The organism is Methylocella silvestris BL2, assembly GCF_000021745.1.
Taxonomy (GTDB): Bacteria; Pseudomonadota; Alphaproteobacteria; order Rhizobiales; family Beijerinckiaceae; genus Methylocapsa; species Methylocapsa silvestris.
Genome location: NC_011666.1, coordinates 3,681,348 through 3,699,065, shown reverse-complemented (window position 1 = coordinate 3,699,065; position 17,718 = coordinate 3,681,348). Strand labels below are relative to the sequence as shown.

Sequence of the window (17,718 nt, the reverse complement as noted above, 5' to 3'; positions counted from 1 at the left end):
CCGCGTCCGCCACGCTGGCCGCGATCGATTTTGGGGCCGAGGCGGATCCCGCCTCATTGCTGCCCATCGTCCCCAACCGCGCTACCGCCGTGCTCGTGGTCGTCGTGATGGCGGCGGGGCTAAGATCGCCCCGCTCGCACAGCAGGACCGAGAAGCCGCGGCCCGCCGCGTCCCGAGCGATTCCCGCTCCATTGACGCCGCCGCCGATGATGAGAAGGTCGACGTTAGCCTCCGGCGTCATCGGTCCTTCCTGTTGCTTTGGAGATCGCGGCGGCTGACGCCGGAAGCTGGCGCCGTCGAACCGATAGGCGAGCCGCCAACGCCTGGCGCCATCCGGCTCTATCCACAATCGCAGGCCGCCGCCATCTGGACTTGCCGCGAGAAAGTGGAAAGCCTTTTCGACTCTACGCGGCCCGCCTCTCAAATTGGAGCGGGTTGATGAAGTCGAGTGCCAAATGTCGCCGGACGGGGTTGTAGAACCCGTCGATATAACGACCGATTGCGGCGGTTGCCTCTGTCCTGGAAGACGGTGCGCCAGACGAGTTCGGTCTTCAGCGTCTTGAAGAAGGTTTCGACCATCGCATTGTCGTAGCAGTTTCCCTTGCCCGACATCGAGATCAGGATGCCCCTGCGGCGCAGCTCAGCCTGGTAGTCGATAGCGCAGTGCTGCCGCGATCCGCGTGATGGATGAGCCCGGCGCCGGGTCGCCGCCAAGCAATGGCGCGACGCAGCGCCGACAAAGCCAGTTCCTTATGGAGGCGGTCGCTCGTCGCCCAACCGACGATGCGCCGGGCGAAGAGGTCGATAACGACGGCAAGGTAAAGCCATCCCGCCCGCGTCCAAACGTAGGAGATATCGGCGCCCACTTCTGGTTCGGCCTGCCGCGGCGAAGTCCTGATCCAGGAGATTTGGAGCGACCGGGAAGGCGTGGAGGCTATCGGTGGTGCGCTTGAAGCGCCGTTCTGCCGCGCCTCTAGCCCGTTCTCTCGCATCAGCCGGGCGACGCGCCGACGCCCGATCGACAGACCATTGTCGCGCAGTTCGCGCAGCATGCGGGGGCTGCCGTAGGTCTCATTCGATAAGGCGAAGGCCGAGCGGACATGGGCGAGCAACACCATGTCGCCCTTCTGCCGGCGGCAGGCCGGGCGCTCCCTCCAGGCGAAATACCCGCTGGCGCTGCCGCCGAGCACCTTGCACATACGCAGGACGGGGAACTCTTCCTTCGCCGCATCGATGAGCTCAAATCTCATCGACTTCCCTCCTTGGCGAAAAAAGTCGCGGCCCTCTTCAGGATCCCGCGCTCCTGGCGCAGAATTTCGTTCTCACGCCGCAGACGCTTCAAATCGGCCGCAAGATCCTCCTGCCGCTCGGGAGGCGGCGCTTCGAAATCATGCTCCCGACGCTTGTCGAGCCAACGGCGCAAGGTCGACAGCCCGATACCGAGATCCTCGGCGATCTCACGCTGCGTTCGGCCGCTCGTCTCGGCCAGACGAATGGCTTCCGCCTCGAATTCCTTCCCGAACCGGCGCTGCGGCTTGCCCATAAAATGCTCCTCTTTTCCTCAGAAGAGCTTCCCATTTTTCGGAGCAAGTCCAGGGTGACCGGGTTCTGATGGTCGGCTTCGCTAGAGGGAGAATCAAAACCTCGAATAGGACGTGGGAGGACCATTGGGTCTTCGTCATTACCGTTCGAAACGGCAAAGTGACTAACATCCGGGAGTATATCGACACGCAAGCACTGGCGCGGGCCTCCGAGATGGCCGCGAGTTCCACATAGTTGACCTTCGCGTCTCGGATGACCCGATGACGGCTTTTGGCGAGAGCAGATGCTCGCGCGCTAATGATTGAACGTCCCGAATTGGTCGGCTGCCGCAAGACAGTTCATGCCCCGGCTCTTCGCCGACCTGCCGGACGTTAGACTAGTTGCGCGATATGGACAGCCCCGCGAGAAGCGGCGCGTACGCGGCGAGCCTGCGGGATACGAACTCCGTGAAAATCCGCACGCGCTTCGTCTTGCGTGTTTCCCCCTGTGTGAGGAGCCAAACCGTTCCGTACATGTGCAGGTCGGCGCCCGGCGTCCTTACCAGCAGGGGGTCGGCATCGCCAATGAAGCACGGCAGTGTCGTCATCCCGATCCCTTGCCGTACAGCAACGATCTGCGCCTCGGCGTCCGTCGTCCTGAATGGAACCCCCGTGGCGCGAACCTCACCCTCGCTGGCCCAATCCGGAATGCCATGCATGCTTATGACGATCCACCGGATGGGATCAGGCGCGCCCTCGCGCCACGCGGCCAGTCGATCGCGAGATATGTAGACGCCGCCGAACAGCTCCGGTCCCTTCAAGCCGTGAAGGTTGAGCGGCAGGGTTTTGCGGTCGTAGACGACGCGGAGCGCGACGTCGGCCTCTCGGTTGGTCAGATTCGCCAGCTCGCCGGACGACAGGATTTCCATCTCGATGTCCGGATGCAGGCGCGTGAAATCGGCGAAATCCGGCATGAGCAGGTGTGTCGCGAGAGGCGGCGCCAGCGTCACCCGCAAAAGCCCGCGCACGCTCTGGTCGCGCCCGAAGACGCGCGTCTCCAGCTGGTGCGACGACGCTTCCATCTGGTTCGCGAGTTCGAGGACCTCCTCCCCCGCAGCCGTCAGTCGGTAGCCCGAAGGCAGCTTTTCAAACATCTGCGCCCCGAGGCGTTCCTCGAGCTGGGCGATGCGTCGCAGCACGGTTGAATGATTCACCCCGAGGCGCCCGGCGGCGGCCCGCACTGAGCCTCCGCGGGCGGCTGCAAGAAAGTAGCGAACGTCATCCCAATCGATCATGGTGCATTCCCGCGCCGCAAGCTGCGCCTTCCGAAGCCCATTCTAACACGCTCAGCCGCAGTGCGCGCGAACGCCGCAGCATTCAACCGTCTGACCGGATCGTTTTCGCACCACCGATGTGCGCGATTCCGCACTCACCGCCTGACTCCGGCGAACCCATGTTGAGGCTGTCGGGGGACCTCCCCGCACAGTCAAAGACCCGAGACGGCGAAACAAGGACCGCACGACATGACCCGATTGAATGGAAAGACCGCCGTCATCACGGGCGGCGCCACCGGCATCGGCCTCGCCGCAGCAACGCGCTTCATCGAGGAGGGCGCCTTTGTCTTCATCTTCGGCCGCCGGCAGGAAGCGCTCGACACGGCTGTGGCCGAGCTGGGGCCCAATGCCCGGGCGGTGAAGGGCTCGGTCTCGAATGAGGCCGACCTCGACCGACTTTACGCGGCGGTGAAGGCCGAGCGCGGAACCCTCGACATCGTCTTCGCCAATGCCGGGGTGGGAAGCCCGCTCAAGCTCGGCGAGATCACCGCCGAGCACATCGACGAAACCTTCGACGTCAATGTGAAGGGTACGATTTTCACCGTCCAGAAGGCGTTGCCCCTCATGGGCATGGGCGGTTCGATCATCCTGACCGGATCGAGCGCCGGCGCCACGGGCGCCCCGGGATTCACCGCTTACAGCGCGAGCAAGGCGGCGGTGCGCAACCTCGCGCGGACCTGGGCGGAGGACCTCAAGGGCACAGGCATCCGGGTCAATGTGCTGTCGCCCGGGGCGACGGCGACCGAACTCGCGAAGGAAGCGCTGGGCGAGGAGGGCCAGAAGGCCTTCGCCGTGATGACTCCGCTGCAGCGCATGGCTGACCCATCGGAGATCGGGGCCGTGGCCGCCTTCCTCGCATCGTCGGACAGCAGCTTCATGACCGCCAGCGAGGTCGCGGTCGACGGCGGCCTGGCGCAAATCTGACCTGGGCGCGGACCCGGGCCTGGGCCACACAACGAAGGATAGAAGATCATGAAAAAGCTAGAAGGTAAGGTCGCTGTTATCACCGGCGGCAGCAGCGGGATCGGGTTGGCCACGGCCAAGCGCTTTGTCGAAGAAGGCGCGCACGTCGTGATTACCGGACGACGAGAGAAGGAGCTGAAGGAGGTCGCAGCCCTTATTGAAGGAAACGTTGCGACGGTCGTCGGCGACGTGTCGCGTCTGGAAGACCTGGACCAGCTCTATGCCGTTGTGAAAGAGAAACATGGTCACATCGACATTCTCTTCGCGAACGCAGGCGCCGGGACAATCGCACCGCTCGCGGCAGCGACTGAGGCCCATTTTGATCAAACCTTCGACGTAAACGTAAAGGGGCTGTTTTTCACAGTACAGAAGGCCCTTTCGCTATTCAGAGACGGCGGCTCGATTATCCTGAACTCTTCAGTCTCGAACGTATTGGGGCTGCCGGGGTTCAGCGCCTACGCCGCGAGTAAGGCGGCGGTGCGAAACTTCGCGCGCGCTTGGACACTGGAACTCAAAGACCGCAAGATCCGCGTGAATTGCATGAGCCCCGGAGCAATCGATACCCCCGCCCTAGCGACGACGACGGGTCTTACGGCTGAACAGGCCGAGCAAGCAATCGAACAGTTCACCACACAGATTCCGATGGGTCGCAGGGGCAAGCCGGAGGAGATTGCGGCTGCCGTCACGTTCCTCGCCTGCGATGAAAGTTCTTACATCACCGGTGTGGACCTCGCGGTCGATGGAGGCATGGCTCAGGTCTGATCCCGGCAACACAAGATCGGAGAAACACTATGAGCTACGCAATTATAGGCTTCGGCAATATCGGGCGAGCCTTGGCCAAGGCGTTTGCCCGCAAGGGCATCGAAGTATCCGTGGCGACCACACGCGACCCGGAAAGCCTCGCAGCCGATGCGGCCGCGATCGGGCCTACGATCATTCCCAAAAAGCTGACGGACGCGGTCAAGGCGGATGTCATCTTTTTGGCCGTTCGTTTCGAGTCGCATGCGGAGGTCGCCAAGGCGCTCCACACCTGGCAGGGGAAGACCATCGTCGATGTGACCAACGCCTACGGCGTGCCCCCTGAGGAACTGGGAGGACAGCCTTCCTCCAAGTTCATCGCGCAAGCTTTCTCTGGTGCAAGGCTGGTCAAGGGCTTCAACCATTTGATCGCTGCCACCCTTGACCAAGATCCGACCGTGCATGGTGGCAGGAGAGTCGTGTTCCTGGCGAGCGACGATGACGCTGCCGCAGTGGAGATTGGTACGCTCGCGGAAAATCTCGGTTTCTCGCCGATCAAACTTGGCGGGCTTTCCGAAGGTGGGCTGCTAATCCAGGCGCGCGGAAATAGTTGGGGGCGGCTGATCTTCAAGGACCTGGTCAAGTTCGACGGATGAACACGACGTGCCAACCGACCGGGCCGCGACGCACGCAACCGGATCGAGCGCGATCCGATCCGCGCGAAATGGAGTAGATCCTATGAGCATTGAGAAGAACATCCAGACCGTGAAGGACTTCTTCGCCGCGATCGGCCGCGGCGACAGGGAGGCTCTGCTGGCGCTGGTCGCCGAAGACATCGAGTGGATCATTCCGGGCGTGGACTGGCCGCTGGCCGGAACGCGCCACGGACACGCCGGGCTGGCGGATTTGCTTGAGACCGCATCCAAGTCGATGGAAACATCCACGGAACCCCGGGAATTCGTGGCCCAAGGAGACCGGGTGCTCGTCGTCGGCTTCGCGAGGGGAAAGATCAAAGCTACGAACAAGACGTTCCAGGACGACTGGATCTTCGCCATCACGGTCCGGGACGGCAGGCTGACCAACATCCGGGAATACGTCGACACGCAGGCGCTGGCCCGGGCCTCGCAGATGGACGCGTCCGGGCCGGCGTAGCGCCGGCCAACTGCGGTTCTCGGTTCGGCGTCGAAGGTGAATGAGCCGTAGATCGCCGCCTCGCACGCCGCGCGCCCGTCGAATGCTCAACCGTAAAGGAGATCCCCGTGTACAACCAATCCAAACAATCCGAGTTGATCCGGTTCGCACGCGTCGTTGCGGGCTCCACCGTGATCGACGTTTACCCAGGCGCCGGCGACTGGACGCGCCTCTTCTCCGACGCCGTGGGCCCCGAAGGACGGGTCTACAGCTTCGTGCCGGCCGAAGTCGCCCACTTCAAAAACGATCCGCTCGGCCTCATGCGAACGCTCGCGAGCGAGCCGGGCCGAGAGAATGTCGAAGCCGTCTCGGCCGATCTCGTGGCGATGCCGGAGGTCACGCAACCAGCGGATGTCCTGTGGTTGCATCTGTTCTACCATGATCTCCACACCGCGTTGATCCAGGCCAAAGGCGCGACGGCGGCCGACTTCAATCGAGCCGTCTACGAGCGGCTAAAGCCCGGTGGGTTCTACGTCATCGTAGACCACACCGCCGACATCGGGACTGGCACGAGTGCTGCCCAATCGCTGCATCGGATCGACCCTGCATCCGTGCGCAAGGAGGTGGAGGCGGCCGGCTTCGTGCTGGACGCGGTAGGCGCCATGCTCGTGAACAAGGACGACCCGCACTTGATGAAGGTGTTCGACTCCTCGATCAAGGGCGAGACCGATCGCTTCGCCTACCGCTTCTTGAAGCCCTGACAGGTCCCGGCGCCGACTTCACGTCAACCTCTGCAATGGGTGCAAACAAGCATCGAAGACATCGAGACAACCCTGCTTGCCGCCCAACCCTTAAAGCATTTAAAAGCGCAGACGACCTTCGATCTGCCTCAAGGGACATTCCGCGCGTCAGTGACGTCATCTTGCCGGTGCCCACAGTCAGCTCTTGAGATGGGACCTCTGAGACACAGTTGGATGCCGCTGGCGTCGAACGGCGGGTGAGGGCCCAGAAGACGAAGGCGATATTGGCATTGCCGCGTCGGCAGCCGTCCACGCGATACAACCGACGTTCTCAGGAATGCTATGCTGCGAGCTTAGGAATGCCCGCTCGACCAATCGCAAGAATCGGGTGTTGCAGGGCCCCCGCAACGACTCCACAGCGCGCCGCGCTACGACCGACGCCTCCCTGGGCCCATGCCATTTTCGATCGCTTCGGGAGATGCTAAAAGAGCGGCCGGATAGCCCCGCCGGTGGTGTGGCGCTCTCGCGTTCGGAACGTCGCGGCCTCGTTGCGCTGAGTGTGATTGTGGTGCCGGTTAAGACCTCTGCATGTCGACCGTCCAAACCACCGCACGGATGTCGAAATGATCGCTCAATCGGAAAACAGTTCTCGTTGGTCGCCTCGGTCGAGGTCACCGAGATGTCTTAGAGCCCGTCGAAATCTTTGACCGGGAATCCCTTGATCGCGTCGAGATGTTCGAGCATCTTCGAAACACTCACCAACGTTCCCGGACAACGAAGGCGGGGGCCGCGACCAGAATCAGATTCGGCCACACCGCTTTCGCCGTCTCTTTGCGTATCGTGTGCAGGACGATTGCGGAAACCTGGACCAGGATCATGCCGAGAGCGCCGCCAGCGGAACAAGGATAGGCAAGTACTGCCGTTTCTCGCCGGTCCAGCAGCCCCTTGTATTCCGAGCACCGTGCGCCATCTGTAGACCATCCAACTGGATGGCGTGGAGGAGTCAGTGGGATGGCGAACAAAATTCAGGAGCTTCGGCAAAAAGTGCCCGACAGCGAAAAAGTCACCGTCAACCTGGGCTTCATAGATCTCGGTCGCGTCGACCTAATGGTGCGCGACGGCTTCTACGCAAACCGCGCCGACTTCATCCGCGCCGCGGTGCGGAGCCTGCTCGAACGGCAGGATGAAGCGGTCCGCCATTCCGTGGCCCGCAAGCAGCTTAGTCTCGGCTTGTCGCACTTCACCAGGCGAGACCTTGAGGCGGCGCGCGACGCTGGAGCGCCACTGCACATCCAGGTTCTCGGACTGGCCCTCATCGACGACGACGTTACGCCCGAACTCGCCCGGGCATCCATCGCCTCGGTTGAAGTGCTTGGCGCTTTCCAGGCCAGCCCTGCGGTCAAGGCCGCGCTCTCCGACCGAACCGTTTGATCTCCCACCGCAAAGCAGGGGCTTCCCCCGTCAACGAAAGATCACAACCATGAACGCATTCAGCAAGATCGATCTGGGCGAGGTGACCCGTCTCACCAAGGCCGGTAAGCTCACCGAGGCCATGGGGCTCCTGCAGGGCTCCAAACTGCCCGGCACAACGAACGACGAGCCACATCGGACGGCGCAAGGGCAGGCATGGCGCGCCAAGCGTTCATGGCCGACAATCGACATGGCGGCTCCCTCGTCTCCAGGCGGGGCCTGGACAGCGCCGGGTTATGCCGCCGGGCCGATCGCTGGCGCATCCGCACCGCTCGGCAAGGCCTCCGGCTTCCCCGACGTCTCCGCGACGATGCAGGCGTTTCGCAGCCGTGTCGCCGGGCAGGCTTCCTTCTCCAGCCTTGGCGAAGGTCTCGCAACCGGAGGGCAGGCGCCCCTGCCGATGGCCGATGGCGCTCGCTTCGAGGAGCGGACCTACTCCAACAGCGCGGGCAGCCGGACCTACAAGGTGTTCATCCCGAGCGGCTATGCCGGCCAGGCTCTCCCGGTCGTGATGATGTTGCATGGCTGCACCCAAAATCCGGACGATTTTGCGGCCGGCACGCGGATGAATGATCTGGCCGAGAAAGAGACCTTCCTGGTCGTCTATCCGCGTCAACCGCAGTCGGCAAACATGCAGAAGTGCTGGAACTGGTTCAAGGCCGAAGATCAGCGCCGCGAGGGCGGTGAGCCCTCGCTGATCGCGGGCATCGCGCTGGCGGTCGTCGACGAATTTTCGGCCGACCCGACCCGGGTCTACGTGGCGGGTCTCTCGGCCGGGGGCGCCGCCGCCGCCATCATGGGAGCGACCTATCCCGACCTGTTTGCCGCGGTCGGCGTGCATTCGGGACTAGCCTGCGGCGCCGCCAAGGACATGCCATCGGCTTTCGCCGCTATGAACGGAGGCGGCGTGACCCGCGCGCGGGGTGACGGGCCCGCGGCGCCAACCATCGTATTTCACGGCGACAGTGATCGAACGGTCAACCTGGTCAATGGGGATCAGGTCATTGCCCAGGCGAGGCCGCAAACAACCTTGGCCACAGCAGTAACTCGCGGCGAGGCGCAGGGCGGAATGGCCTATACCCGCACGGTGCATTCCAACGATGCCGGACAGGAGGTCCTCGAGCAGTGGGTCCTGCACGGCGCAGGCCATGCGTGGTCCGGCGGTAGCGCGAGCGGTTCTTACACGGATCCGCGCGGTCCTGACGCCAGTCGGGAAATGCTGCGCTTCTTCCTGGCGCAGGTGAGCACGAAGGCCACGACCCGACACTAGTCTCAGCGGGCTAACGTGTGACGCCGCGCACCGGATTGCTGTGCTCTGGTCTATAGCCCCCGAGTTCGGCGAGCGAGAGCGCCTTGGATAAGACCGACAGAGTAGAATTCGCGTGTCGAGGCGTATCCTTCATCCCAACGTGAACGCGCGCGACATCTGCGCGAGTCAGGGCGTTCACCTTAACGGTTCCGACCCTTGGACGAAGATGATTTTTCAATACCTGCATAACGGTCGCGCGCGTGCTCGCAGCGTTGTGAAGCGCGTTTCGGAAACATAGCGGTTGAAAAGATCGTTCATGGTCGGGGCCGCGCGCGTTTCTCTCCGCGCGGCGAGGGGATCCTCCCCCTTCGCGACCCTGGCTAGGACATCCAGGGCCGCTTTGCAAGCTTGCTCGACCGTTAGAACGCCAAAGCGGCCAAGTGTTAATTCTCTTGAGCGCCCCATGCAATTTCGATAGCGTACGATACACGAGCGAGCTCCACCAGACGATATCGCTATGCCAAATCCTTTAAGCTCCGCGTCCCAAGTAATTTGGCGCTTGCCGGTGATCGTCAATTCGTCGATGACGCGTTTGGTAATCTTCGGCACTCAAACAACTCCTCTCCGACTGATTCGAAATTGCGCGATTACGGATCTGAAAATCTGCAAAGCTGCTCCAGCCCCGCGCCGCTAAGTTGGTTGCGTTTTGCCCGGCGATGGGCGACGAGGAGTGAACCAGCCTTGAATTTGACTCACCAATAACTCACCAGAACAGAGCGAAACCCGCACAAGCCCAGCCAAGGATATCGCACTATGAATGCAGTCGAATCAAGGGGTTATCGCGACCTGGCGCAGAACGTCGTACACGGTGCGTTCTTTGGCGTCTAGATTGTGGATCTAGAGGTCTCCCGTTCGAGCCGGGGTGGCGGTACCACCAGACCCTGCGGTTCCACGACTTTTGGCGTTCGCGACCCCGAGGCCGGCGCAGCGGCGACGTTCGCCTGATGTCGCCAGGCAGGCCCTCCACTCATCACCCAAGAGGATCTTGATGCGGTCATTCCCCTGCATGCAACTCGCCGCCTTCGCAGCCGCCGCGGCGGCGACCTCCGCGACGCCAGCGGCCGCTCTCGGACCGATCGCCGGCGGCATGAACGATGCGATTGCGTCGATGGAACAGCCGCTGATCCAACAGACGCAATATCAGCGCTATGGTCGCGGCGGCTATCGCGGCGGCTATTACAGGGGCGGCCGCTATTACGGCGGCGGTTATTACAACAATGGCGGCAATGTCGCCGGAGCCGCCATCGCCGGCGGCATTTTGGGGTTGGCGACGGGCGCGATCATCGCCGGATCGGCTGCCAACGCGGCGCCGCCGCCCCCTCCCGGCGCAGACCCGAACTGGGTCGCTTACTGCGCGCGAAAATACCAATCCTTCGATCCGGGGAGCGGTACCTATCTCGCCTATGACGGCAATCGTTACGTCTGCCAATAGGGCGCAAACTTTCCGCTTTGAGCCGCGACGCGGCGGCTCGACGCTGGGAGGTTAGGGCCGATCCTCCCAAACCAGAGCCGAGCCATGACCCTTTCGATGTATCAAGCCTCCGTCCCTGTCTTCGCCCGCACGCTCGGCAATCTGGCGAAAATTATGGAGAAGGCGGAGGCTTACGCCGCGGCGCGAAAGATCCATCCCTCCGTCCTGATTACAGACCGGCTCGCGCCAGACATGCTGCCCTTCTCAAGCCAGGTGCAGCTTGCCGCCGATACGTGTGTGCGCGGGGCCGCGCGGCTGGCTGGCGTCGACTTTCCCAGCAATCCGGATGTTGAAACGACCTTTGGCGAATTGCAGGAGCGGCTAGCCAAATCCGCCGCTTTTCTCAAATCCCTCTCAGAGGCGCAGATCGATGGCGGCGAAGAGCGCATCGTGACGCTAAAATTGCGCGACGGCGAAATGACCTTTACCGGCCAGGACTTTCTCCTGAATTTCGCCTTGCCGAATTTCTTCTTCCACGTGACGGCCGCCTATTTGATCTTGCGCCACAATGGCGTCGACCTCGGCAAGATGGATTATCTCGGCCTGCGCTGAGCGCCATCCCGCCGAGGGAGCATCCCGCGGGTCCCAGCTGCCCATGACTCAAACCATCTTCCCCTCGCGGGCGTCGAGAACCTGCTTGTCCCGTCGCACGATCATGCGGCGCGCCACCAGCCATGCAATCGGCAGAGCCAGAACGAAGCTTGCCGCCGCAACGGCCATATAAGAGCCGAACGCCAGGTCGAAATGGTGCAAGAGCGTTGGCGAAAGGGCGAGGCCGATCGACATCAATCCAAACAGGACGGCCGCCGTCGGCAGGAAAGCGACGAGAGCGATTTTAAACATGCGAAGCTCCTTTCACGCCTCTGATATCCGATGCTTGGCGCCGGACGCCCCTCGCCGAGGCGACGCGGGCGCGCAAACCAGCATGGAGGCGTCAACTCTCCCTTCCGAGCGAGGTTCCCCTGGCCGCGACGATCGCCTCGGCTAGGCTTTCATCCTGTTTCGCTATATCAATGCGGCGTCGGGGGATCTGACCGAATCGGAGCGCGCGGCTCCGATTGGCCGCTGATTGGCTGGGGATCGATCATGAGCGAACTGGACGCGAGCGGACCCGTCGTCGAGCGGGTCGTGCCCTCCCCCAAAGACAGTTTTTGGATGCGCGAGCTGCCCTATGTGGTCGTGCTGGGACTCATGCTTCTTGGCGTCGCCTATACGAGCGTGTCGCGGCGCAATCTCGTCGGCTATTGGGAATTTATGGCGCTGGTCGTCTGCGTCGCCGTGATCGCGACGGGCTGGGCCGAGACGCCAGGACGCAAGGCGCGCCTGCGGCTGGTGATCACGCAAGGACTGCATTGGCTGTCCTTTCTCATCGCCATGAATCTCGCCTTGCTGCCCGGCGTGCAAAGGCTGCTCAATCCGGAAGCCACGGGCCTCACCGTGCTTTTGCTGCTTGGGCTCGGGACGGTCACCGCCGGCATCAACATTCTATCCTGGCAGATCTGCTTTATCGGCGTCGTCATGGCTCTCGCCGTGCCCGGCATCGCCTGGCTCCAGCAATCGGCGATCGCCGTGGTCCTTGGGCTGATCGTCGCCCTGCTCGGCCTCGGCGTCGTTTACTCCTGGCACCGCGGCGCGCAACGCGAGGCGCCCGCCGCGCCGAAACAGTCCAGCGCCGACTGATCGGGCTTCCACCGGCGCCATGGACGCAACCTCATGGACAGCGGCTAAAATGAGCGAGCGAGATGACTGAGTTTGACGATGCATACCCTTCGGAGCCGTCGAGCCTCAAGGAATTCTGGCTGCGCGAACTGCCCTATCTGCTGATTCTCGCGCTGACGCTTGGCGGCGTGGCCTATATCAGCATGTCGCGCCAGCCGCTGGTCGGCTATTGGGAGTTCATGGCGCTGGTCATCGCCGTAGTCTGCATCGCCGCGGGCTGGTCCTCGGCCGGCGAGGGCGCCGGCCGCTGGCGGCTGATCTGGACGCAGGCGCTGCATTGGGGCGCTTTCCTCGTCGCCATGAATCTCGTGCTGCTGCCGAGCGTTCAGGCAATCGCCGACACAGATACGACAAGCCTCACCATCCTGCTTCTGCTGGCGCTTGGCGCCTTTATCGCCGGCGTGCATATCGGCTCGTGGCGGATGTGCGCCAATGGCGTCGTCATGGCGCTTTGCGTCCCGGCGATCGCCTGGCTCGATCAGTCGGCGCTGTTCATCGCGCTGGTCGTCATCGCGCTCGCTGGAATTGGCTTCGCATTCCTCTGGTGGCGGCGGGAGAAGCGAGTCGACGCGATCTAAGCATTTTCGCGAATTATGGATTCGTGAGGATTCCCGATCTCTTTGAAATCATGCATTTTCTCATCGCAAAAGGTCGCAGTCTTTGCGGAAAATACTCTAGCCGGCGACGCGCTCGCGAAAGGCGGCGGCGAGAGCCGATGCATTGGCCTTGATCACCCCGCGTTCGGTGATCAGCCCCGTCACCAGCCGCGCCGGCGTGACGTCAAAGGCCGGATTAAGGGCGCGGCTGCCCTCAGGCGTCAGACGCACGCGCGTGATTTCGCCGTCCGCTGACAATCCGGAAATATGCGTCACCTCGGCTTCGGACCGGATCTCGATCGGGACCTCGCGAACGCCGTCGGCGATCGAAAAATCGATCGAGGGAGACGGCGCGGCGACATAAAAGGGGATGTTGTTGTCCCTGGCGGCGAGCGCCTTCAGATAGGTGCCGATCTTGTTGCAAACGTCGCCGGAGGCGGTCGTGCGGTCGGTTCCGACAATCACCATGTCGATCCCACCATGCTGCATCAGATGGCCGCCGGCATTGTCGACGATCACCGTATGGGGGACGCCGTGCTGGCCGAGCTCAAAAGCGGTGAGCGCGGCGCCCTGATTGCGGGGACGCGTTTCATCGACATAGACATGGACGGCCAGCCCTGCGTCATGGGCCTTGTAGACCGGCGCCGTCGCCGTGCCCCAATCCACGGTGGCGAGCCAGCCCGCGTTGCAATGCGTCAGCACATTGACCGGCGCGCCGGGAGGCTTGCCGGCGGCGATGGTCTTGATAAGGGAAAGCCCATGCATGCCGATCGCCTCGCATAGGGCGATATCGTCGCGCGCGATGACGCCCGCCTCGGCGAAGGCCGCCGCGAAGCGCTGCGGCGGCGGCGCCGATTCGATCAGCCGCCGCACGCGATCGACGGCCCATTGCAGATTAACGGCGGTCGGACGCGTCGCCTTGAGATGGGCAGAGGCGCGCTCGAGATTGGCGTCCGACGGATCCGCCCGCATGGCCAAAGCGAGGCCATAGGCGGCGGTGACGCCGATCAGCGGCGCGCCGCGCACCCACATCTCCGCGATGGCGCGCGCGGCCGCCTCGACGTCCGAAATCGCGATGATCTCGAACCGGTGCGGCAGCCGCGTCTGATCGATGATCTTGATGCTTGCGCCGTCCTCGCCAGTCCAAATGGTCGTGTATGGCTTGCCCTCGACGCGCATGCCTGTGCCTTGCCGAAATGAAGGGAAGTTCCTCGATCAAAAGAGCCGGAAGCCGGACGCGAGGCCGTGCTCAGCAATTGCTGCAGATGCTCTTGTCGATCTTGTCGTCGCGGTGCTGGATGGAGCGGTCGAGCTTGGTCGGGCCCGAAGCCTGGGGCACGCCCGGACGCGGCACCACTTCGCCGGTCGAGGTCAGATAGTCCCTATCAAGCAGTTGTCCTGGCTTCGGTTGCGACAGCTCCGGAGCGGTCTGGGCCAGCGCCGCGCCTCCGACGAGCGCAGCCAGGAGGGTCGTAAGAACAATCGCTTTCATCCTCGTCGTCCTTGTTGATCAACCCGGACGATCGCAGAGTTGCGCAAGCCGTGGTTGATCTGGATCATTCGCTTCAAATCAAGTTGAGGATGGCCCTACTCTCTCGCAGAAAGCAACCTATCGGGAGGGGAAAGGAACGCCATAAGCGCCGCCTTATCACGCAAAAGCGATCCCCTTCGCCTAATTCTTAACGCAGATTTAAGAGTAGAGGTTCAATCGTCAATCGGGAATTGACGAGCCTTTAAGGACGAAACCTATGGACCACGAACCAGACGTTCCGCCGCCGGGCGATGGCCCCGAGGAACGCCCCCATGGCTTTGAGCCCGGCGCGTCTGACGCAAGCTCCAGAAATATCGTTCCAGCTGACGGCGGCGCCCCGCATGATGGCGATGGCGACGCCGAGGGGGAGATCCGGGCGGACGACGCCGGGGAGGACGCCGAACATTCTACGCCCGGCGGGGAGCATGGCGGCGGCCTTCGCCCGGTGGACGCCGGGCTATCCGACCTCGCGCCGTTTTTCGCCACGCGGGAGCAAGAGCCGCCGCCCGAACCGCCGGCCGGCAAGCTCGCCGCCTTCATCAATTACGGCTCCAGCGCGGCCTTCGTGCTTGCGGTGCTTGGCTTTGCCTTCGCCGCCGGAACTTATTTCTTCGGCGGCAATCCGGGGACGGGGTCCGAAAGGGCGGCCTCGGACATCGCCTTGCGCGAGAGCGCGGACCGCGCCGAATTGCTGCGCAAGACGCAGGCCATGGTTACAGAGATCGGCGCCCTCAAAGCCAATGTTGAGGCGTTGCGCGTCTCCGTCGCGCAAGCCCAGTCTGGCAAGGATCAGCGCGGCGTGGAGAAAAGCGTCGACGCCCTGAAGGCGAAAGTCGATTCGATCAAGACGGATACGTCTGCCGCGCTCGCCGAACTTTCCACAAAGGTCGACAAGCTTCAGCGCGATCCGGGGTTGAAGCAGGTCGCCGATCGTCTGAACCGGATCGAAAAACAGACGGCCCTGCCGACGGGATCGATCGCGCCGATCGTCAAGGCGGCGACGCAGGAGCAGAAGAACGCGCCGCCGAAAAGCCAGCCAGCCGCCGACGCCGGCGCGCGACTGCAGTTGATCACGAGTTGGGTCGTCCGGGAGGTCTATGACGGCGTCGCGCTGATCGAGAATGCGCGCGGCTCGATGGAAGTCGCCATCGGCGATCAGATTCCGGGCGCGGGCACCGTCAAATCGATCGAGCGGCGCGGCGGCGGCTGGATCGTCGTAACGAGCCGCGGCCTCGTCGATTACGACCATAGCATCCTGGTCCCCTGAGCAAGGCGTCGCGTGCGGCGTTCATAGCGCTCTCCCATTACGGTCGGCGCGCTGTGAACGACGGCGCCGCCGCGATCTCCTCCCGATCTGAGGCCCTGGCAGCAACGTCGAACGGACGCGAGTCGCGTCAGACGAGATCGAGGGCCGCCGTTTCCCAACAGGGATCGTCTGGCAGAACTGCGCAGGCGGGCGCGACGGCGCATCGCCGTGCGCGGCTGGCTGTTCGATGGGACACACGCTACAAGCAAAAAATTCCGGCTTCGCGCATCCGTTGAAAAACGCATGATGCCGACGTGATGGCGAGCATATACCGCACGCTCGCCGGCAAGAGCGCCCATTTCCTCGGGTGCTTTATGACACTTTTCCTTGATGCTGGCGTTGTTACGAGTGAGGGATTGAAAAATCCGTCAGCCTTCGGCTTGAGCCGCGGGCCGCTCGGAACGTCCGCCATGAAGGAGCGCCGAGCGCCAATGACCACGCAATGCCGGCGCTCCGCCCCCGGCAATTTCGGCTCCAGATCCCGCGCGCGCCTTTTCGGCTCGAGCGCGCGCGCTCACCGCGCCGCCGCAAACATCTTCGTCATGATGCGTTCCGATGGCGCCGTCATGATCAGCCGAGCCCCGTCTCCCGCCGGCGGGCCATCCGTGGGCGTGGCGACGCCGGTGGTCTTCGCGTTTCGATCGGTCGAAGAAGCGGACGCCGTGATGGCGGGAACGCGCCAGCGGCTGGAGACGCCGCAAGCGGATGGCTGGCTTGCCGGCGTCAGCGCCGGACAGGCCGCAACCGGCGTCAAGGCCGAAGCCAAAGGCCTCTCTTATTCCTTTGAGGTGATCCACCCAAATCTGAAGGGAGCGCCGATCATCGGAGGGCGCAGACGCGGTCGGGCGTGGCGCTTGGCGGTCGCAGCTTTTTACGCCATCGTCCTGTCCGCAGTCGCGTTGACCGGTCTTGTTATCGGCCTAGAGCTGACCTGATCCCGGGTTTCGCGCAACGCCGCAGAAAGATTGGCCCGATGAGTTACGCCGTTGCCATTTCGATTGTCTTGGCCGCAGCCCTGTTGGCGGCCGTCGTGACGGCCATCATCCAGCGATGGATCGACTTTGACGTTCGGCGGCAGCACCATGAAGTCGGCTCGGTGGTCTTTCTGCAGCTTGGCGTTGTGTTCGCCGTCCTTCTCGCCTTTGTGTTTAGCGGGACCTGGAACGAATATAACGACGCCGCGCAGGCCGCCAATCTGGAAGCCGGCGCGCTGCATGGCGCCGCGCTTCTGGCGGCCACGCTGCCCGCCGCGGACGCTGCCGCAATTTTGTCCGCCGAGCAAAGCTACCTGCAAACTGTTGTCTCCGACGAATATCCGGTAGTTGCAAAAACGCGCGGGGAAGATACCGGCTCCGATCAGAAACTGCAGATGCTGATCAAGGCGGCGCTCAATGTCCGGACGACGGATCCCGATCAACACGACACAAAGAATGCGATCCTTTCACTTCTGACCCAGGCCCATACGCAGCGTGGGATCCGGATCTATGAAGGCGGAAGCGGCGTTCCGATCGCGCTGTGGTGCGTGCTGATTGGGTTGGCGCTCGTGCTGGCGTTATCCGTATCGTTTTCGGCTCTTCAATATGCATCGACGGCCGTCGCGGTCGCCGCCTGTTTCTCAGCCGGAATCGCCAGCATCCTGATCGTCGCGCGCCTGCTCGATTATCCGTTCGAGGGCGCCCTGGCTCAGCCGCCGAATGATTTCGTGAATCTGGGCGGCAAGGTTTCGGCGCTCCTTAACGCAACAAGCGCAGCGCCGCGCTGACAAAGCCCCTATTTCTCCAAAGCCCTCATGGTGAGGAGACCCCCAGATCAGGGCTGCTGCCGAGATCAGGTTCCTTGATGTCAAAGTCGGGAAAGCCCGACTTTGACGGCCGTGTCGTCCTTCGACAA

The 17,718-nt window shown here is 63.0% G+C and carries 19 protein-coding genes and 3 pseudogenes; 15 read left to right on the top strand and 7 right to left on the bottom strand.

Features of this window, described 5'->3' with window-relative positions; genetic code table 11:
- Positions 1-70 precede the first annotated feature (70 nt).
- A pseudogene (locus tag MSIL_RS21760) lies at positions 71-241 on the bottom strand (FAD-dependent oxidoreductase); the annotation flags it as partial.
- Between the two features lie 163 nt (positions 242-404).
- Positions 405-1,543: pseudogene (locus MSIL_RS17140) on the bottom strand (IS3-like element ISMsi5 family transposase).
- Positions 1,544-1,593: 50 nt separating this feature from the next.
- Here MSIL_RS17140 and MSIL_RS17130 point away from each other — a divergent pair.
- Positions 1,594-1,776, top strand: a pseudogene (locus MSIL_RS17130) (nuclear transport factor 2 family protein); the annotation flags it as partial.
- Between the two features lie 142 nt (positions 1,777-1,918).
- On the opposite strand, the gene MSIL_RS17125 reads toward MSIL_RS17130, so the two are convergent.
- Positions 1,919-2,815 (bottom strand): LysR family transcriptional regulator, encoded by an 897-nt coding sequence (locus MSIL_RS17125; protein ID WP_012592342.1) that lies wholly within the window; start codon positions 2,813-2,815, stop codon positions 1,919-1,921.
- A 228-nt stretch (positions 2,816-3,043) separates the two neighbouring features.
- Between MSIL_RS17125 and MSIL_RS17120 the strand changes: the two genes are divergently transcribed.
- The 7 genes from MSIL_RS17120 to MSIL_RS17090 all read left to right on the top strand — a co-directional run bounded on the left by MSIL_RS17120 (position 3,044) and on the right by MSIL_RS17090 (position 9,166).
- Positions 3,044-3,778 (top strand): SDR family NAD(P)-dependent oxidoreductase, encoded by a 735-nt coding sequence (locus MSIL_RS17120; protein ID WP_012592341.1) that lies wholly within the window; start codon positions 3,044-3,046, stop codon positions 3,776-3,778.
- 48 nt (positions 3,779-3,826) lie between these two features.
- Positions 3,827-4,579: an SDR family NAD(P)-dependent oxidoreductase gene (locus tag MSIL_RS17115; protein ID WP_012592340.1), complete on the top strand. Its 753-nt coding sequence runs from the start codon at positions 3,827-3,829 to the stop codon at positions 4,577-4,579.
- Between the two features lie 29 nt (positions 4,580-4,608).
- Entirely contained in the window at positions 4,609-5,211 is a 603-nt protein-coding gene (locus MSIL_RS17110) for an NADPH-dependent F420 reductase (protein ID WP_012592339.1), read from the top strand.
- Positions 5,212-5,293: 82 nt separating this feature from the next.
- Positions 5,294-5,707, top strand: a complete 414-nt coding sequence (locus MSIL_RS17105) for a nuclear transport factor 2 family protein (RefSeq protein WP_012592338.1) — start codon at positions 5,294-5,296, stop codon at positions 5,705-5,707.
- 107 nt (positions 5,708-5,814) lie between these two features.
- Entirely contained in the window at positions 5,815-6,447 is a 633-nt protein-coding gene (locus MSIL_RS17100) for a class I SAM-dependent methyltransferase (protein ID WP_012592337.1), read from the top strand.
- 990 nt (positions 6,448-7,437) lie between these two features.
- Positions 7,438-7,857 carry a CopG family transcriptional regulator gene (locus MSIL_RS17095; protein ID WP_012592335.1) on the top strand — a complete coding sequence of 140 codons (420 nt, stop codon included), beginning with the start codon at positions 7,438-7,440 and terminating at the stop codon, positions 7,855-7,857.
- Between the two features lie 49 nt (positions 7,858-7,906).
- Positions 7,907-9,166: an extracellular catalytic domain type 1 short-chain-length polyhydroxyalkanoate depolymerase gene (locus tag MSIL_RS17090; RefSeq protein WP_012592334.1), complete on the top strand. Its 1,260-nt coding sequence runs from the start codon at positions 7,907-7,909 to the stop codon at positions 9,164-9,166.
- Between the two features lie 213 nt (positions 9,167-9,379).
- Here the strand turns inward: MSIL_RS17090 and MSIL_RS22380 are convergent, their stop codons facing one another.
- On the bottom strand, positions 9,380-9,754 hold the full coding sequence (locus tag MSIL_RS22380) for an Arm DNA-binding domain-containing protein (protein WP_083772263.1): 375 nt from the start codon (positions 9,752-9,754) through the stop codon (positions 9,380-9,382).
- A gap of 439 nt (positions 9,755-10,193) precedes the next feature.
- Between MSIL_RS22380 and MSIL_RS17085 the strand changes: the two genes are divergently transcribed.
- Positions 10,194-10,637 carry a BA14K family protein gene (locus MSIL_RS17085; RefSeq protein WP_012592333.1) on the top strand — a complete coding sequence of 148 codons (444 nt, stop codon included), beginning with the start codon at positions 10,194-10,196 and terminating at the stop codon, positions 10,635-10,637.
- 84 nt (positions 10,638-10,721) lie between these two features.
- Positions 10,722-11,228 carry a DUF1993 domain-containing protein gene (locus MSIL_RS17080; protein ID WP_012592332.1) on the top strand — a complete coding sequence of 169 codons (507 nt, stop codon included), beginning with the start codon at positions 10,722-10,724 and terminating at the stop codon, positions 11,226-11,228.
- A gap of 48 nt (positions 11,229-11,276) precedes the next feature.
- Here the strand turns inward: MSIL_RS17080 and MSIL_RS17075 are convergent, their stop codons facing one another.
- Complete coding sequence (locus MSIL_RS17075) at positions 11,277-11,519, bottom strand: hypothetical protein (RefSeq protein WP_012592331.1); 243 nt, start codon at positions 11,517-11,519, stop codon at positions 11,277-11,279.
- A 243-nt stretch (positions 11,520-11,762) separates the two neighbouring features.
- On the opposite strand from MSIL_RS17075, the gene MSIL_RS17070 reads away from it, so the two are divergent.
- Positions 11,763-12,356 carry a hypothetical protein gene (locus MSIL_RS17070; RefSeq protein WP_012592330.1) on the top strand — a complete coding sequence of 198 codons (594 nt, stop codon included), beginning with the start codon at positions 11,763-11,765 and terminating at the stop codon, positions 12,354-12,356.
- Positions 12,357-12,418: 62 nt separating this feature from the next.
- Complete coding sequence (locus MSIL_RS17065) at positions 12,419-12,973, top strand: hypothetical protein (RefSeq protein WP_012592329.1); 555 nt, start codon at positions 12,419-12,421, stop codon at positions 12,971-12,973.
- Positions 12,974-13,069: 96 nt separating this feature from the next.
- Here the strand turns inward: MSIL_RS17065 and mtnA are convergent, their stop codons facing one another.
- Positions 13,070-14,170: an S-methyl-5-thioribose-1-phosphate isomerase gene (gene mtnA / locus MSIL_RS17060; RefSeq protein WP_012592328.1), complete on the bottom strand. Its 1,101-nt coding sequence runs from the start codon at positions 14,168-14,170 to the stop codon at positions 13,070-13,072.
- A gap of 70 nt (positions 14,171-14,240) precedes the next feature.
- The gene (locus MSIL_RS17055) at positions 14,241-14,483 is read right to left on the bottom strand and encodes a hypothetical protein (RefSeq protein WP_012592327.1); all 243 of its coding nucleotides are present in this window, start codon (positions 14,481-14,483) and stop codon (positions 14,241-14,243) included.
- Positions 14,484-14,739: 256 nt separating this feature from the next.
- Between MSIL_RS17055 and MSIL_RS17050 the strand changes: the two genes are divergently transcribed.
- The 3 genes from MSIL_RS17050 (at position 14,740) to MSIL_RS17040 (ending at position 17,590) form a co-directional block, all read left to right on the top strand.
- Positions 14,740-15,789: a hypothetical protein gene (locus MSIL_RS17050; RefSeq protein WP_012592326.1), complete on the top strand. Its 1,050-nt coding sequence runs from the start codon at positions 14,740-14,742 to the stop codon at positions 15,787-15,789.
- A gap of 470 nt (positions 15,790-16,259) precedes the next feature.
- The gene (locus tag MSIL_RS17045) at positions 16,260-16,763 is read left to right on the top strand and encodes a hypothetical protein (RefSeq protein WP_012592325.1); all 504 of its coding nucleotides are present in this window, start codon (positions 16,260-16,262) and stop codon (positions 16,761-16,763) included.
- 38 nt (positions 16,764-16,801) lie between these two features.
- Positions 16,802-17,590, top strand: coding sequence for a bestrophin-like domain (locus MSIL_RS17040; protein WP_012592324.1), 789 nt, complete (start codon positions 16,802-16,804; stop codon positions 17,588-17,590).
- Positions 17,591-17,718: the final 128 nt, after the last annotated feature.

Excerpts from the sequence above, each read along its gene's own strand:
- MSIL_RS17065 (WP_012592329.1), top strand. The coding sequence starts at position 12,419 with ATGACTGAGTTTGACGATGCATACCCTTCGGAGCCGTCGAGCCTCAAG.
- MSIL_RS17055 (WP_012592327.1), bottom strand. The coding sequence starts at position 14,483 with ATGAAAGCGATTGTTCTTACGACCCTCCTGGCTGCGCTCGTCGGAGGC.
- MSIL_RS17095 (WP_012592335.1), top strand. The coding sequence starts at position 7,438 with ATGGCGAACAAAATTCAGGAGCTTCGGCAAAAAGTGCCCGACAGCGAA.
- mtnA (WP_012592328.1), bottom strand. The coding sequence starts at position 14,170 with ATGCGCGTCGAGGGCAAGCCATACACGACCATTTGGACTGGCGAGGAC.
- MSIL_RS17110 (WP_012592339.1), top strand. The coding sequence starts at position 4,609 with ATGAGCTACGCAATTATAGGCTTCGGCAATATCGGGCGAGCCTTGGCC.
- MSIL_RS17105 (WP_012592338.1), top strand. The coding sequence starts at position 5,294 with ATGAGCATTGAGAAGAACATCCAGACCGTGAAGGACTTCTTCGCCGCG.
- MSIL_RS17040 (WP_012592324.1), top strand. The coding sequence starts at position 16,802 with ATGAGTTACGCCGTTGCCATTTCGATTGTCTTGGCCGCAGCCCTGTTG.
- MSIL_RS17070 (WP_012592330.1), top strand. The coding sequence starts at position 11,763 with ATGAGCGAACTGGACGCGAGCGGACCCGTCGTCGAGCGGGTCGTGCCC.
- MSIL_RS17090 (WP_012592334.1), top strand. The coding sequence starts at position 7,907 with ATGAACGCATTCAGCAAGATCGATCTGGGCGAGGTGACCCGTCTCACC.
- MSIL_RS17080 (WP_012592332.1), top strand. The coding sequence starts at position 10,722 with ATGACCCTTTCGATGTATCAAGCCTCCGTCCCTGTCTTCGCCCGCACG.
- MSIL_RS17085 (WP_012592333.1), top strand. The coding sequence starts at position 10,194 with ATGCGGTCATTCCCCTGCATGCAACTCGCCGCCTTCGCAGCCGCCGCG.
- MSIL_RS17075 (WP_012592331.1), bottom strand. The coding sequence starts at position 11,519 with ATGTTTAAAATCGCTCTCGTCGCTTTCCTGCCGACGGCGGCCGTCCTG.
- MSIL_RS17115 (WP_012592340.1), top strand. The coding sequence starts at position 3,827 with ATGAAAAAGCTAGAAGGTAAGGTCGCTGTTATCACCGGCGGCAGCAGC.
- MSIL_RS17125 (WP_012592342.1), bottom strand. The coding sequence starts at position 2,815 with ATGATCGATTGGGATGACGTTCGCTACTTTCTTGCAGCCGCCCGCGGA.
- MSIL_RS17050 (WP_012592326.1), top strand. The coding sequence starts at position 14,740 with ATGGACCACGAACCAGACGTTCCGCCGCCGGGCGATGGCCCCGAGGAA.
- MSIL_RS17120 (WP_012592341.1), top strand. The coding sequence starts at position 3,044 with ATGACCCGATTGAATGGAAAGACCGCCGTCATCACGGGCGGCGCCACC.
- MSIL_RS17045 (WP_012592325.1), top strand. The coding sequence starts at position 16,260 with ATGACCACGCAATGCCGGCGCTCCGCCCCCGGCAATTTCGGCTCCAGA.